This is a genomic window from Martinezella hainanensis, from assembly GCF_900094555.1.
Taxonomy (GTDB): domain Bacteria; phylum Pseudomonadota; class Alphaproteobacteria; order Rhizobiales; family Rhizobiaceae; genus Rhizobium; species Rhizobium hainanense.
The window spans coordinates 211,507-226,496 of record NZ_FMAC01000008.1 but is presented as its reverse complement, the minus strand read 5'-3'; the positions used below and the strand labels follow the sequence as shown (position 1 = coordinate 226,496).

Below are 14,990 nucleotides of genomic sequence, written 5' to 3'. Positions count from 1 at the left end.
CCAAGGACAACATGATGTATCTCGAAGTTCTTCTCGCCGAAGTCCGCTTTCTGGGTGAGCGCTTCTCTCCGATCGCCGCGCGCGGCAAGATCTGTGGCGAGGGCGAGCCCCCGGATTGTGAATCCGATCGTGGCCTGCTCGATATCACCTTGTCCTGTAGCCGCATTTCCGACATCTGTTCGAAGATCGCCAAGGCCGGCTATTGGGAATGCGAGCGCGAAATGGTGACGCAGATCGGCGCCCAGTCGCGAAACATATTATATAGTCTGAACGAGCTCAGACGGTCGCTCGAGCCGGCCAGGCCCTAAAACTGCCGGTTTCTGCGTCGATTGCCGTCACGCTTCGTCAACTTTGGCCCGGTAGAAACCATAGGGATCGTCGATTCCATACAGGTTACTCTCAAGAAACCCGGGGCGTAGAATGCCTGTGTCAATCGCCGGCCAAAGAGGCTATAGCGCATGCAGACGAAAAGACGGGCGCGCCGGCAACGGGTCGTGGTCAGCGAAGAGAAAGCCGATCGGCAGAGCATGGAAACGCATCATATCGATTTTTCGACCATTCTCGATGTGCCCGCGCTGAGGGCGGAGTGCGAGGCGCTCGCCAAACGCGGCCTGGACAAGAATGAGGAGCGTTCCGCTCTGCTGGCGGTGCTCAAAAGGGTGAGCCAGGAAGGGCGCGAAGAGGCACGGAAGTCTCTGGCCGTCGATGGCAGCGGGCTCGATTGTGCGCACCGGATTTCCTGGCTGCAGGATCAGATCATCACTGTCCTCTACGATTTCACCGTTCATCACGTTTATCCGAAACAGGCGGACGCCTTCTCCGTCACGGCCGTCGGCGGTTACGGCCGCGATACACTGGCGCCGGGCTCCGATATCGACCTTCTCTTCCTCTTCCAGCCGAAGCCTGAGAGCGAGACCCACAAGGCTGTCGAGTTCATTCTCTATATGCTCTGGGACATGGGCTTCAAAGTCGGCCACGCTACGCGCACGGTCGAGGAATGCATCCGTCAGGCCAAGTCCGACATGACGGTGCGCACCGCGGTTCTCGAAACCCGCTATATCTGCGGCAACGCTCCGCTGGAGCGCGAGTTGCAGGCGCGATTCGACAAGGAAATCGTCACCAATACTGGCCCGGAATTCATCGCCGCCAAGCTCGCCGAGCGCGATGAGCGCCACCGCAAGGCAGGCGATACCCGCTATTTGGTCGAGCCGAACGTCAAGGAGGGCAAGGGCGGCCTGCGCGACCTGCACACGCTCTTCTGGATTTCGAAATATTACTATCACGTCCGCGATCCGGCCGAGCTGGTGAAGCTCGGCGTACTCTCGAAACAGGAATACCGCCTCTTCGAGAAGGCGGAGGATTTCCTCTGGGCCGTGCGCTGCCACATGCATTTCCTGACCGGCAAGGCGGAAGAGCGGCTCTCCTTCGATATCCAGCGTGATATCGCTGCAGCTCTCGATTATCACGCCCGCCCTGGCCTTTCGGCGGTCGAGCGCTTCATGAAGCACTATTTCCTCGTCGCCAAGGATGTCGGCGATCTCACCCGCATTCTCTGCGCCGCACTGGAAGACCAGCAGGCAAAGGCGACGCCGGGCTTGACCGGTGTCATCAGCCGCTTTGCCAATCGCTCGCGCAAGATCGCCGGCACCGTCGAATTCGTCGAGGATCGCGGCCGCATCGCGCTTGCCAATCCGGATGTGTTCAAGCGCGATCCGGTCAGCCTCATCCGGCTGTTCTTTGTCGCTGACATTAACGGCCTGGAATTCCATCCGGATGCCCTGAAGCGCGTCACTCGCTCCCTGAACCTCATCGATAACGATCTGCGCGAGAATGAAGAAGCGAACCGCCTGTTCCTGGCGATCCTTACTTCCAAACGCGATCCCGCGTTGATCCTGCGCCGCATGAATGAGGCCGGCGTGCTCGGTCGCTTCATTCCGGAATTCGGCAAGATCGTCTCGATGATGCAGTTCAACATGTATCACCACTATACGGTGGACGAGCATCTGATCCGCGCCGTCGAGGTGCTGTCGGAGATCGACAAGGGCAAGGCAGAGGATATCCATCCGCTGACCAACAAGCTGATGCCCAATATCGAGGATCGCGACGCGCTCTATGTCGCCGTGCTCCTGCACGATATTGCCAAGGGCCGCGAGGAGGATCACTCGGAAGCCGGCGCCAAGGTAGCGCGCAAGCTTTGCCCGCGCTTCGGCTTGTCGCCGAAGCAGACGGAGCTCGTCGTCTGGCTGATCGCCGAACACCTGACCATGTCGATGGTCGCCCAGACGCGCGACCTCACGGACCGCAAGACCATCATCGATTTCGCCGATCGGGTGCAGTCGCTCGACCGGCTGAAGATGCTGCTGATCCTGACGGTTTGCGACATCCGCGCCGTCGGCCCCGGTGTGTGGAACGGCTGGAAAGGCCAGCTGCTGCGCACGCTCTATTATGAAACCGAGCTGCTGCTGTCAGGCGGTTTCTCCGAAGTGTCCCGCAAGGAGCGGGCGGAAGCCGCGGCCGAAGCGTTGGAACGGGCGCTGGCAGACTGGAACCCGAAGGAACGCAAGGCCTACGTCAAGCTGCACTATCAGCCCTATCTGCTGTCCGTACCGCTGGAGGATCAGATTCGCCATACGCAGTTCATGCGTGAATCTGACAAGGCCGGCAAGGTGCTTGCCACCATGGTGCGCACCGACAGCTTCCATGCCATCACCGAGATTACCGTTCTATCGCCCGACCATCCGCGTCTTTTGACCGTGATCGCCGGCGCCTGCGCCGCTGCCGGCGCCAATATCGCGGATGCGCAAATCTTCACGACGTCGGACGGCCGAGCGCTCGACACCATCCATGTCAGTCGCGAATTCCCTGACGATGCCGACGAGCTGCGCCGTGCCGGCACCATCGGCAAGATGATCGAGGACGTGCTGGCCGGCCGCAAACGGCTGCCGGAGGTCATCGCGACACGCACGAAGAACCGCCGCAAGAACAAGGCCTTCGTCATTCCGCCGTCTGTCATCATCACCAACAGCCTCTCCAACAAGTTCACGGTCATCGAGGTCGAATGCCTCGACCGCCCCGGCCTCCTGTCGGAAATCACGGCCGTTCTTTCGGACCTGTCGCTCGATATCCAGTCGGCCCGCATCACCACCTTCGGCGAAAAGGTCATCGATACCTTCTATGTCGCCGACCTGGTGGGCCAGAAGATTTCCAACGAGAACAGGCGAGCCTATATCACCGCGCGCCTGAAGGCTGTCATGGCCGGCGAGGAGGATGAAATGCGCGAGCGCATGCCGTCGGGCATCATCGCGCCTGCCGCCACGCGCGGCGTCGCCGTCGAAAAGTCAGACACTGAGAAGAAAGCCGGTTCCGCCGCATGAGCCTAGTCAAGAAATTCATCACCGTCGGTGGCGCGACGCTTGGCAGCCGCATTTTCGGCTTTGCCCGCGAAACGCTGATGGCCGCAGCCCTCGGCACCGGGCCGATGGCCGATGTTTTCTACGCCGCGTTCCGCTTTCCGAACCTGTTCCGTCGCCTGTTTGCCGAGGGTGCCTTCAACGCCGCCTTCGTGCCGCTTTTTGCAAAAGAGATCGAGGCACACGGCATCGAGGGCGCCAAGCGGTTTTCCGAGGAAGTGTTCGGCGTTCTCTTCTCGGTCCTGCTGCTGATCACCATCGTCATGGAACTGGCAATGCCGCTGCTGGTGCGTTGGGTCATCGCGCCCGGCTTTGCCGACGATGCCGAGAAATTCGACCTGACGGTCCGGCTGGCGGCCGTGATGTTCCCCTATCTCATGTCGATGTCGCTGACGGCGATGATGAGCGGCATGCTGAATTCGCTGCATCATTTCTTCGCCGCCGCCGTGGCTCCGATCTTCCTGAACCTGGTGATGATCAGCGCGCTGTTCTACGCGATCTACTACGGCGCCGATCCACTGAGCACCGCCTGGTATCTGTCCTGGTCGGTACTGGTGGCGGGCGTGCTGCAGCTGGCCGTCGTCTATATCGGCGTGCGTCATGCGGGCATCAGTATCGGCCTGCGCTTTCCGCGCTTCACGCCCAATGTCAAGCGGCTCCTGCTTCTCGCGATTCCAGCGGCTATCACCGGCGGCGTCACTCAGATCAATCTGGTGATCGGCCAGGCGATTGCCTCGGGCAAGGAGGGCGCGATCGCCGCCCTGCAATATGCAGACCGCATCTACCAGTTGCCGCTCGGCGTCGTCGGCGTCGCGGTCGGAATCGTGCTTCTGCCCGAACTGGCGCGTTCGCTGAAGTCGGGCCATATCAAGGAAGCCGCCAATATCCAGAACCGCTCGATCGAATTCGTGCTGTTCCTGACGCTGCCGGCCGCTGTCGCCCTGTGGCTTCTCTCCGACGATATCATCCGCGTGCTTTACGAGCGCGGCGCCTTTAACTCGGAAAATACAAAGCTGGTCGGCTCCATCCTCGCCATCTTCGGCCTGGGCCTGCCGGCTTTCGTGCTGATCAAGGCCTTGCAGCCCGGCTTTTATGCCCGCGAGGATACGAAATCGCCGATGCGCTACACGGCGGTCGCCGTCTTCGTCAATTCGGCGCTGTCCATCCTGCTTTTCCCGGTGCTGGCCGAACGCGGCATCGCGGTCGCCGAGGCGGTTGCCGGATGGCTGAACGCTGTACAGCTCTTCGTCACGCTCTATCGCCGCGGGCATCTCGTCTGGGAATGGTCGCTGGTGCGCCGCACCGCCATGCTGCTCGTCTCCTCCGCCGTCATGGGTGGCGTCATTGTATATTTGTCTCATCGGTGGGAGCCGCTCCTGGGGTCTGGCTCGACGCTGCTAACCAAGACCGGCGTCCTGGGCCTGCTCATATTGATTGCGATGGCGGTTTATTTCATTGTGGCCTTCCTGATCGGCGGCGTGGATTTGGGCATGGTACGCCGCAATTTGAAGCGCAAGCGGGCGAAGCCAGCGCCGGATGCGAAGGCGGTGAATGGGGAGTAACAAAGCGCCTTCGCCCCGCAATGCGGGGAGAAGGTGGCTTGGCGCGATCGAACAAAGTGAGATCGCGACAAGTCGGATGAGGGGCGTCAATCGAGGCTCCCGCAGAGTTAAAGTATGTAGGCATCGCTACTTTAGCGGCTGGCCAAGACAGTCTGCCCACGCCGAACGTTTGTGCATGGCCCCTCACCCTAGCCCTCTCCCCGCAAGCGGGGCGAGGGGACGACTTTGCCAGAAGTGGAGCCCCGCATGACCCAATCCCTCTTCCTCGTCGCCCTCGTCGTCGATGACTATGATCGCGCCAAAGCCTTCTACTGCGATGCCCTTGGCTTCGATTGCTTGGCTGACGAGGTGCAGCCGGAGGGCAAACGCTGGGTTGTCGTCAGGCCGAAAGGTGGGGAAGGGGCAGCGTTGTTGCTCGCCCAGGCGGCGGGCGACAGCCAGCGCGCGGCGATAGGCAACCAGACAGGTGGCCGGGTCGGCTTCTTCCTCAAGACCGACGATTTCGCCCGTGATCATGCCGCGATGCTGGCCAAGGGTGTAACGTTCCGGGAGGAGCCGCGCCATGAGGTTTACGGCACGGTGGCTGTCTTTGCCGATCCCTATGGCAACACCTGGGACCTGATCCAGCATTCTTCCTGAGACTCTGTCACATAGCCTCTTGATCCCCGCCGATCCCGCGTGCATAAGCCGCTCGAAACCAAGGGTCGAGCCCCGCTCGCCCAGGCCCTCCACAAGCCTTTTGAGGACGACATGACCGAATTCAAGCCGCTCGTATTCTCCGGCGTTCAGCCCACCGGCAATCTCCATCTCGGTAATTATCTCGGCGCGATCCGCAAGTTCGTGGCCCTGCAGGCCAACAACGACTGCATCTATTGCGTCGTCGACATGCATGCGCTGACCGCTCAGCTCGTGCATGAGGACATGCCGAACCAGACGCGCTCGATCACTGCAGCCTTCCTTGCCGCCGGCATCGATCCGGAAAAGCATATAGTCTTCAATCAGTCGGCCGTGCCCGGCCATGCGGAACTCGCCTGGATCTTCAACTGCGTCGCCCGCATCGGCTGGATGAACCGCATGACGCAGTTCAAGGACAAGGCCGGCAAGGATCGCGAGCAGGCCTCGCTCGGTCTTTACGCCTATCCGAGCCTGATGGCCGCCGACATTCTACTCTATCGCGCCACGCATGTTCCGGTTGGCGACGACCAGAAGCAGCATCTGGAACTGACCCGCGACATCGCCATGAAGTTCAATCTGGACTACATGGAGCATATCCGCCGCACGGGCTACGGCATCGACATCACCGTCGGCGACGAGCCGGTCCATGCCTATTTCCCGATGGTCGAGCCGCTGATCGATGGCCCGGCGCCGCGCGTCATGTCCCTGCGTGACGGCACGAAGAAGATGTCGAAATCCGATGCCTCGGACCTGTCGCGCATCAACCTGCTCGACGACGAGGAAAACATCTCGAAGAAGATCCGCAAGGCCAAGACCGATCCGGATGGCTTGCCGAGCGAACTCGCCGGTCTCGCCGGCCGCCCTGAAGCCGACAATCTGGTCGGCATCTATGCGGCCCTTGCCGACAAGTCGAAGGCCGATGTTCTCTCCGAATTCGGCGGCCAGCAGTTCTCGGTCTTCAAGCCGGCACTGGTCGATCTCGCCGTGCATGTGCTTTCGCCGATCACGATGGAAATGCGCCGCCTGATGGCCGATCCTGGCCACATCGACGCCGTTCTGCGCGATGGCAGTGCCCGCGCCCGCGCTCGTGCTGACGTGACCATGAAGCAGGTTCGCGACATTATCGGCTTTCTCTATTGATGATGTCGTAATGGAGAGCTCCCGTTGCCAAACGGGGGCTTGCAAAACGCCGCCTTCGGGTGTCAGAGTTGTCGCATGGTTTCAAAACGTCTCTCTCGGCTCGAAGGCCATCGCCGCAAGTTCATGGCGGTCATTGACGGCACGCCCGAGTGCCAGCGCGCCGTCCATTATGCCGGACGACGCGCCAAGAATTCCAATGGTGGCCTCGTGCTGCTCTACGTGATTCCCGAGGGCGACTTCCAGCAATGGCTCGGGGTCGAGGAGATCATGCGGGCGGAGGCGCGCGAAGAGGCCGAGGCGGCAACCGCAAAGGCGGCGCAGGCCGTGCGTGAAAACATCGGCATCGATGCGGAAATCGTCATCCGCGAGGGCGCCGCGGCTGAGCAGATCAATGCCGTCATCGAGGATGACCGGGATATCGCGCTTCTCGTGCTTGCTGCCGGTTCTGCCAAGGAAGGCCCAGGCCCGCTCGTCTCGTCGATCGCCGGTCGAGCCGCCGCCTTCCCGATCCCGGTGACGGTGCTTCCGGATACGCTGAGCAACGAGGAAATCGACGCGCTGAGTTGATCGCGTGTGCTATTTCTTGAGAAACACTCTCTTGAATAGAATGGCCAAAAGGCCTATCTTCTTTTGAAATATTCTAAAGTCGGGACCGGGTGTCTGCCCGCCGCATGGAGATCAAGATGTTCATTCAGACCGAAGCGACGCCGAATCCCGCGACCCTCAAGTTCCTGCCGGGCAAGGTGGTGATGGAAAACGGCACGGCCGAATTCCGCAGTGCCGAGGAAGCCGAAGCCTCGCCGCTTGCCGCCCGCCTGTTCGAGATCCCGGGCGTTATCGGCGTCTATTTCGGCTACGACTTCATCTCCGTCTCCAAGGAAAATCAGGAATGGCAGCATCTGAAGCCCGCCATCCTCGGTTCGATCATGGAGCACTTCATGTCCGGCAAGCCGGTCATGGGCTCGACGTCCGTGCTGTCCGAAGTGCAGGACGCCGGCGGCGAATTCTTCGACGAGGGCGATGAGTCGATCGTGCTGACCATCAAGGAACTGCTGGATACCCGTGTGCGTCCGGCCGTTGCCCAGGACGGCGGCGACATCACCTTCCGCGGCTTCCGCGACGGCAAGGTCTACCTCAACATGAAGGGTTCCTGCGCCGGGTGCCCGTCCTCGACGGCAACGCTGAAGCATGGCGTGCAGAACCTGTTGCGCCATTTCGTGCCCGAAGTTCAGGAAGTCGAAGCCGTCTAAGCGTGGTTCCAAGGCGCCGAGCGGTTTTTGGATAGGATTATGCAAGAACCAAAAGCTCGCGCAGGGAAACATTCGAAGGCAAATCAACCGCGCCGCAAGCGCGGCTTTTCGGAAAAATTGACATGATCGTACTGGCGCTCGACACGGCAGGTGTGGATTGCGCTGCTGCTGTGTATGATAGCGGCAGTGATTCTGTGATGGGGGAGGTCACGGAAACGATCGGACGGGGGCATGCCGAGTATTTGATGCACGTTGTCGACGAAGCGCTGGCGAAAGCTGGTGTGGCGCTTTCGGCCATAGAGCGTGTCGTCGTGACCGTCGGCCCCGGTTCCTTTACCGGTATCCGCATCGGCGTCGCTGCCGCACGCGGGTTTGCACTTTCCCTTAATATCTACGCAGTCGGTGTCACGACCCTCGAGGTCATGGCTGCGACCGCGAGAGCGCAGAATCCGGGCAAGTCGGTTCTGGCTGCCATCGATGCGAAGCGCGAGGAGATCTATCTCCAGACCTTCGATGCCGATGGTAGCCCGCTGGACGAGGCTCGGGCCGTGACGATCGACGAAGCGCGGACAATTGCCGCCGCCTTCGACGGCATCGTCACCGGAACGGCTGTCGCCCGGTTGAGCGACGCGCCGCCGGCGGAGCGGCCAGACGCATTTCCGATTGCCATCGTCGCCCGGCTGGGCGCTGGCAAACCTGCCGGCGAAAAGCCGAAGCCGCTTTATCTTCGCGGACCCGATGCCAGACCGCAGGCCGGATACGCAGTTGCCAGGCAGTAGACATGCTCGAATCCTATCTTACCTTGAAAGCAGAATACGAAATCGTCCCGATGGAGCTGAAGGATTGCGCCGAGGTGGCGATCCTGCACGGCGAACGGTTCCCGCGGGTCTGGGACGAGAGTGAGTTTCAGGGCCTCCTCTCGCAGGAAACTACCTTCGGCTTCGTCGCCCGCCAGACCAACGCCATCCTGAAAAAGGCGCTTCCCGGCTTCGTGCTGGCGCGACATGTGGCAGGCGAGGGGGAAATTCTGACCATTGCCGTCAACGCCAAGCTCGGGCGCTCCGGTCTCGGCTGGCGACTGATGCACGCGGCCCTGCGCGAGGCCCGCAATCGCGGTGGCGAAATCATGTTTCTGGAGGTCGACGGCAGCAACCAGCCGGCGCTCGGCCTCTATAGCAAGCTCGGCTTCGAGACCGTCGGCGAGCGCAAGGCCTACTATGTCGGCGAAAACGGCCAGAAGTCGACGGCGCTTGTCATGCGTCGCGTTCTTCGCTAGAGCATTTTGCAGCCAAGTGGCATCATTTGGCGTCGCAGAAATGCGGCAAAACAAATAGTTAGAGCGGCAATTCGGCGGTCTAACTGTTGTCACAGTCCAAACAGATCGAAGACAGCGATTGATGGAAGACGCCGTAAAATCCCTGGAGGAGCTTTGCGCCGAGCGCGGAATGCGCATGACGGAGCAGCGTCGGGTCATTGCGCGCATCATCGAGAATTCCGGAGACCATCCGGATGTCGAGGAGCTCTATCGCCGCTCAGTGCAGGTGGATGCGAAGATCTCGATCTCCACCGTCTATCGCACCGTCAAGCTATTCGAGGATGCCGGCCTACTTGCCCGCCACGATTTCCGCGATGGCCGTTCCCGCTACGAGACCGTGCCGGAAGAGCACCACGATCATCTGATCGACCTCAAGAGTGGCCAGGTGATCGAATTCCACTCACCGGAAATCGAGGCGCTGCAGGAGCGCATTGCCCGCGAACACGGCTTCAAACTCGTCGACCACCGGCTGGAGCTTTACGGCATTCCGCTGAAGAAGGACGAAGGTTGAGGTGAAAGCTTTCATGCAGGAGCGAATGATTTGATGACGAGGCTGCGCATCGGCTGTGCCCTCGTGGTCATCGGCATCGTCAGCATGGTGATGCTGCCGATGCAGATCGTTTGCCTGCGCTTCGACTGGAAGCTCAGGCGCTATCTGCCGCGCTACTGGCATCGCATCGTCTGCTATTGCCTCGGCGTGCGCATTCACGTGGTCGGCACGATGGAAACGAGCCGGCCCCTGATGCTGGCCTCCAACCATTCGTCCTGGCTTGATATTCTCGTTCTCTCCGCCGTTGCCGATGTCTCCTTCATCGCCAAGTCGGAAGTGCGGGACTGGCCGATCTTCGGGCTTTTCGCACAATGGCAGAAAAGCGTCTTCGTCGAGCGCGAACAGAAGCGCAAGACCGGCGAGCAGGTCAACGAGATCGCCGACCGCATGGCCGACGGCGAAATTATGGTGCTGTTTCCGGAGGGGACGACCTCGGACGGCAATCGCCTGCTCGAAGTCAAGTCCTCGCTGTTTGGCGCTGCCGCTGCGGCCCTGCCGAAGGCACCGGATGCCGTGGTGCATGTCCAGCCGGTCGCGGTCGCCTATACCCGCGTCCACGGAACGCCGATGGGCCGCTATTATCGTCCGCTGACGGCGTGGCCCGGCGATATCGAGCTTGTGCCGCACCTGAAGGGCATTTTTCAGTGCGGGGCCATCGATGTCGACGTCTGCTTCGGCGAGGCGGTCGATTATCGCGCCGGCACCAACCGCAAGGAAGTGAGCGCCACCATCGCGCGGCGCATCCGCAATATGCTTGCCGGCCGCCTGCTCGGACGCGAGATCGCCTGATTTCCAGGTGATTCCAACTTTTCCATTTTCTCCGAAGGCAAAAGCCACTACATAGCGGCCCATGACCAAGGACAGCCTGACCCTCGACGCCCCGGCGGCCGACGCTTCGCAGCTCGGCACCCGCGACGGCTCCAACAGCCGCAAGGTCTTCATCAAGACCTACGGCTGTCAGATGAACGTGTATGATTCCACGCGGATGAGCGATGCGCTCTCCCGCGACGGCTATGAGCCGACCGAGGATATGGAAGAGGCCGATCTCGTCCTTCTGAATACCTGTCATATCCGCGAGAAGGCGGCCGAGAAGGTCTATTCGGCACTTGGCCGCCTGCGTGAGATGAAGAAGCGCAAGGCAGCCGACGGTCGCGAGATGATGATCGGCGTCACCGGCTGCGTTGCGCAGGCCGAAGGTGAGGAAATCCTGCGCCGCGCGCCGGCCGTCGATGTCGTCATCGGCCCGCAGACCTATCATCGTCTGCCGGATGCGCTTCGCCGCGCCAAGGAAGGCCAGCGCGTCGTCGACACCGAATATGCGATCGAGGACAAGTTCGAGCATCTGCCGATCGCTGAAAAGACGAAGATCCGCGCCCGCGGCGTCACCGCCTTTCTGACGGTGCAGGAAGGCTGCGACAAGTTCTGCACCTTCTGCGTCGTGCCCTATACGCGCGGTTCCGAAGTCTCCCGTCCGGTCTCCCAGATCGTCGAGGAAGCCGAGAAACTTGTGGATGGCGGCGTGCGCGAAATCACGCTGCTCGGCCAGAACGTCAACGCCTGGCACGGCATCGGCCCGACGGGCGAGACCTGGAGCCTTGGCGATCTCCTTTATCGCCTGGCTGAGATCCGCGGTCTGGCGCGCCTGCGCTACACCACCAGCCATCCGCGTGACATGGACGATCGTCTCATCGGCGCGCATCGCGATCTGCGCACGCTGATGCCCTATCTGCATCTGCCCGTACAGGCCGGCTCGGACCGCATCCTGAAGGCGATGAACCGCCGGCACACGGCGGCGGAATACCTCACTCTCATCGAGAGAATCCGCACGGCCCGCCCGGATATTGCCCTTTCGGGTGACTTCATCGTCGGCTTCCCGGGGGAGACAGACCAGGATTTTGAGGATACACTCAGATTGATCGAGGAGGTGAATTATGCACAGGCCTTCTCGTTCAAATATTCCACGCGGCCGGGTACGCCCGGCGCGGAATTGAAGGATCAGGTGCCCGAAGAGGTCAAGACCGAGCGGCTGGAGCGATTGCAGGCATTGCTGCTGAGGCAGCAGCATGCTTTTGCCGAGGCTTGCGTGGGCAAAACAGTGGATATCCTTCTGGAAAAGCCGGGCCGGATGCCGGGCCAGTTGATTGGACGCTCTCCCTGGCTGCAATCTGTGAATGTTGATGCAAAAGCATCGCAAATCGGTGACATTATTAACGTACGAATCACCGGAACCAGCACCAACAGCCTTTTCGCTGAATTGCTCTAGGTTCCGGCCGACCCAAGGGAGCCGCACCGCTTGAACGGACAGGAATTGGTTTCTTCTTCATCGCGCCAGCCCCGCACCGCGAGCGACGCCAATCACTTCACCCTGACGTTCGAGAATAATCGGTTCGCCAGCGAGCTTTTCGGGCAGTTCGATCAGAATCTGAAGCTGCTCGAGGAGCGCTTGGGCATCGATGCTCGCGCTCGCGGCAATTCCGTCGTCATCACGGGCGACGTGCTGGCCACCAATCAGGCGCGCCGCACGCTCGATTACCTCTATGACAAGCTGCAAAAAGGCGGCAATGTAGAGCGTTCCGATGTGGAAGGGGCAATCCGCATGGCGGTTGCCGCCGACGACCAATTGACGCTGCCGACGATGGAGAGAAAAGCCAAGTTGACGATGGCGCAGATTTCGACGCGCAAGAAGACGATCATTGCGCGCACGCCGACCCAGGATGCCTATATGCGGGCGCTGGAGCGCTCAGAGCTCGTCCTCGGCGTCGGCCCTGCCGGTACCGGCAAGACCTACCTCGCCGTCGCGCACGCCGCCCAGCTCCTGGAGCGTGGCGCGGTGGAAAAGATCATTCTGTCGCGCCCGGCCGTCGAGGCCGGCGAGCGTCTCGGCTTCCTGCCTGGCGACATGAAGGAAAAGGTCGATCCTTACCTTCGTCCGCTCTATGATGCGCTCTACGACATGATGCCGGGCGACAAGGTCGAACGGGCCATCACGGCGGGCGTCATTGAGATCGCGCCGCTCGCCTTCATGCGTGGCCGCACGCTCGCCAATGCTGCCGTCATCCTCGACGAGGCGCAGAACACGACATCCATGCAGATGAAAATGTTCCTGACGCGTCTCGGCGAAAATTCGCGGATGATCGTCACGGGCGATCCGAGCCAGATCGACTTGCCGCGCGGCGTCAAGTCCGGCCTGGTGGAAGCGCTGCAGCTGTTGGACGGCGTCGAGGGCATCACCATCGTCCGCTTCAAGGATACGGACGTCGTCCGCCATCCGCTGGTGGCGCGCATCGTTCGGGCGTATGATTCCACCTATGCCACAAAGGCAGAGGAAAGCGATCCGCAGATCTGATCTGCGGTGCGGAAACCGATGGCCGAACTCGATATACAGATCAGCGTGGAGGAGGGCGATTGGCCCTCCGAAGAGCAGTTGCAAGCCCTGGCCGAGCGCGTGCTCGGAGCTGCGGCGACCCACCTGAAGAAACACGAAAAGCAGCCATTTCCAAAAATGGCGACCGAATTGTCCCTGGTCTTCACAGACGATGCCTCGATCCGTGAGATCAATGCGGAGTGGCGTTCGCAGGACAAGGCGACGAACGTGCTGTCCTTTCCGGCTTTCCCGTTGCAGCCCGGCGGCAAGCCCGGCCCGATGCTGGGCGATATCATCATCGCCAGGGAGACGGTGCAGCGTGAGTCGGTCGATCTGGAAAAGAGTTTTGACGACCATCTGACGCATTTGATGGTGCATGGTTTCTTGCATCTCTTCGGCTACGACCATATGAATAATAGCGAAGCCGAAAGAATGGAGGGGCTGGAGACTCGCATTTTGGCTAGTCTTGGCCTATCTGATCCCTATGCGGGACAAGACCCCATTTGATTTGAACCCTGTCTGACCAGGAACAATGAGCGACTTTACGACAAGATCGGCCCCCGAGGCCAAAGACGGAGCCGATGCAGCCTCCTCCGACGAGGGTGGCAGTAGTAGCAACGGCAAGCGATCCCAATCTTCATTCTGGGCACGTGCTGCACGCATCCTGCGCCCGGCACAGGACTCCGCCCGATTGCGCGAGGATCTTGCCGACGCGTTGATGACCAACGCGGCCGGTGACGACGCCTTCTCCGCAGATGAGCGGGCGATGCTGCACAATATCCTGCGCTTCCGCGAGGTGCGCGTCGAGGATGTCATGGTGCCGCGTGCCGACATCGAGGCCGTGGATCAGACCATTACCATCGGCGAGCTGATGATCCTCTTCGAGGAAAGCGGCCGCTCGCGTATGCCCGTTTACGCCGACACGCTGGATGATCCGCGCGGCATGGTGCATATCCGTGACTTGCTGTCCTATGTCGCCAAGCAGGCCCGCAACAAGCGCCGCGCCGGCAGTGCCAAGGCGGCTGCCGCAACGGCCGCGCCTGCAGCCGAAAAGCCGACACGCTCGGCCAAGCCGAATTTCGATCTCTCGCGGGTCGATCTGCAGAAGACGCTGGTTGAGGCCGGCATCATCCGCAAGATCCTCTTCGTGCCGCCTTCGATGCTTGCCTCGGATCTCCTGCGCCGCATGCAGGTCAACCGCACGCAGATGGCGCTTGTTATCGACGAGTACGGCGGCACCGACGGTCTGGCTTCGCACGAGGACATCGTCGAAATGGTCGTCGGCGATATCGACGACGAGCACGATGACGAAGAAGTAATGTTCAAGCGCGTCTCCGAAGACGTCTTCGTGGCCGATGCCCGTGTCGAGCTGGAGGAGATCGCAGCCGCGATCGGTCCGGATTTCGATATCGCCGAGCAGGTGGACGAGGTGGATACGCTTGGCGGCCTGATCTTCTCGGCTCTTGGCCGCATTCCGGTGCGTGGCGAGGTCGTGCAGGCGCTTCCAGGCTTCGAATTCCATATTCTCGATGCCGACCCACGCCGTATCAAGCGAGTACGCATCACGCGTAAGCGTCATGCCGTCCGCCGCCGACCGACCGTCAAGCTGGAAGGTGAGGCTGGTGGGCCGGAGCGCGATTTGCCGGCACCGGAAGCGATTGCTGAGGAAACATCGGCAGAACGCAACGCGACCAGCCATTAGAGCCGGATGATTTTAGGTCGAT

15 protein-coding genes are annotated in these 14,990 nt (G+C 61.1%); all 15 read left to right on the top strand.

All coding sequences use genetic code 11. The features are described from left to right. Positions 1 to 14: 14 nt before the first annotated feature. The 15 genes from GA0061100_RS24435 (at position 15) to GA0061100_RS24365 (ending at position 14,968) form a co-directional block, all read left to right on the top strand. A complete protein-coding gene (locus GA0061100_RS24435) occupies positions 15 to 308 on the top strand; it encodes a hypothetical protein (RefSeq protein ID WP_075855414.1) in 294 nt (97 codons plus the stop codon). Between the two features lie 150 nt (positions 309 to 458). Continuing rightward, entirely contained in the window at positions 459 to 3,374 is a 2,916-nt protein-coding gene (locus GA0061100_RS24430; RefSeq protein ID WP_075855413.1) for a [protein-PII] uridylyltransferase, read from the top strand. Continuing rightward, positions 3,371 to 4,972, top strand: coding sequence for a murein biosynthesis integral membrane protein MurJ (murJ, locus tag GA0061100_RS24425; RefSeq protein WP_075855412.1), 1,602 nt, complete (start codon positions 3,371 to 3,373; stop codon positions 4,970 to 4,972). Before GA0061100_RS24430 ends, murJ begins: the two co-directional genes overlap by 4 nt. Positions 4,973 to 5,218: 246 nt before the next feature. Continuing rightward, positions 5,219 to 5,611 carry a VOC family protein gene (locus tag GA0061100_RS24420; protein WP_075855411.1) on the top strand — a complete coding sequence of 131 codons (393 nt, stop codon included), beginning with the start codon at positions 5,219 to 5,221 and terminating at the stop codon, positions 5,609 to 5,611. A 111-nt stretch (positions 5,612 to 5,722) separates the two neighbouring features. Then, on the top strand, positions 5,723 to 6,787 hold the full coding sequence (gene trpS, locus GA0061100_RS24415) for a tryptophan--tRNA ligase (protein WP_075855410.1): 1,065 nt from the start codon (positions 5,723 to 5,725) through the stop codon (positions 6,785 to 6,787). A 75-nt stretch (positions 6,788 to 6,862) separates the two neighbouring features. Further along, complete coding sequence (locus GA0061100_RS24410; protein WP_075855409.1) at positions 6,863 to 7,354, top strand: universal stress protein; 492 nt, start codon at positions 6,863 to 6,865, stop codon at positions 7,352 to 7,354. Positions 7,355 to 7,470: 116 nt separating this feature from the next. Then, positions 7,471 to 8,037, top strand: coding sequence for a NifU family protein (locus tag GA0061100_RS24405; protein WP_075855408.1), 567 nt, complete (start codon positions 7,471 to 7,473; stop codon positions 8,035 to 8,037). Between the two features lie 122 nt (positions 8,038 to 8,159). Further along, the gene (gene tsaB / locus GA0061100_RS24400) at positions 8,160 to 8,816 is read left to right on the top strand and encodes a tRNA (adenosine(37)-N6)-threonylcarbamoyltransferase complex dimerization subunit type 1 TsaB (protein ID WP_075855407.1); all 657 of its coding nucleotides are present in this window, start codon (positions 8,160 to 8,162) and stop codon (positions 8,814 to 8,816) included. A 2-nt stretch (positions 8,817 to 8,818) separates the two neighbouring features. Further along, positions 8,819 to 9,313 carry a GNAT family N-acetyltransferase gene (locus GA0061100_RS24395; RefSeq protein WP_075855406.1) on the top strand — a complete coding sequence of 165 codons (495 nt, stop codon included), beginning with the start codon at positions 8,819 to 8,821 and terminating at the stop codon, positions 9,311 to 9,313. Positions 9,314 to 9,434: 121 nt separating this feature from the next. Further along, on the top strand, positions 9,435 to 9,863 hold the full coding sequence (locus GA0061100_RS24390; RefSeq protein WP_075855405.1) for a Fur family transcriptional regulator: 429 nt from the start codon (positions 9,435 to 9,437) through the stop codon (positions 9,861 to 9,863). A 30-nt stretch (positions 9,864 to 9,893) separates the two neighbouring features. Beyond that, positions 9,894 to 10,691, top strand: coding sequence for a lyso-ornithine lipid O-acyltransferase (gene olsA / locus GA0061100_RS24385; protein WP_075855404.1), 798 nt, complete (start codon positions 9,894 to 9,896; stop codon positions 10,689 to 10,691). A 61-nt stretch (positions 10,692 to 10,752) separates the two neighbouring features. Then, complete coding sequence (miaB, locus tag GA0061100_RS24380; protein ID WP_075855403.1) at positions 10,753 to 12,165, top strand: tRNA (N6-isopentenyl adenosine(37)-C2)-methylthiotransferase MiaB; 1,413 nt, start codon at positions 10,753 to 10,755, stop codon at positions 12,163 to 12,165. Between the two features lie 30 nt (positions 12,166 to 12,195). Next, positions 12,196 to 13,248 carry a PhoH family protein gene (locus GA0061100_RS24375; RefSeq protein WP_075855402.1) on the top strand — a complete coding sequence of 351 codons (1,053 nt, stop codon included), beginning with the start codon at positions 12,196 to 12,198 and terminating at the stop codon, positions 13,246 to 13,248. Positions 13,249 to 13,266: 18 nt separating this feature from the next. Then, a complete protein-coding gene (gene ybeY, locus GA0061100_RS24370) occupies positions 13,267 to 13,773 on the top strand; it encodes an rRNA maturation RNase YbeY (protein WP_075855401.1) in 507 nt (168 codons plus the stop codon). Between the two features lie 25 nt (positions 13,774 to 13,798). After that, positions 13,799 to 14,968, top strand: a complete 1,170-nt coding sequence (locus GA0061100_RS24365; protein ID WP_075855400.1) for a hemolysin family protein — start codon at positions 13,799 to 13,801, stop codon at positions 14,966 to 14,968. The last annotated feature ends 22 nt before the right edge of the window (positions 14,969 to 14,990 follow it).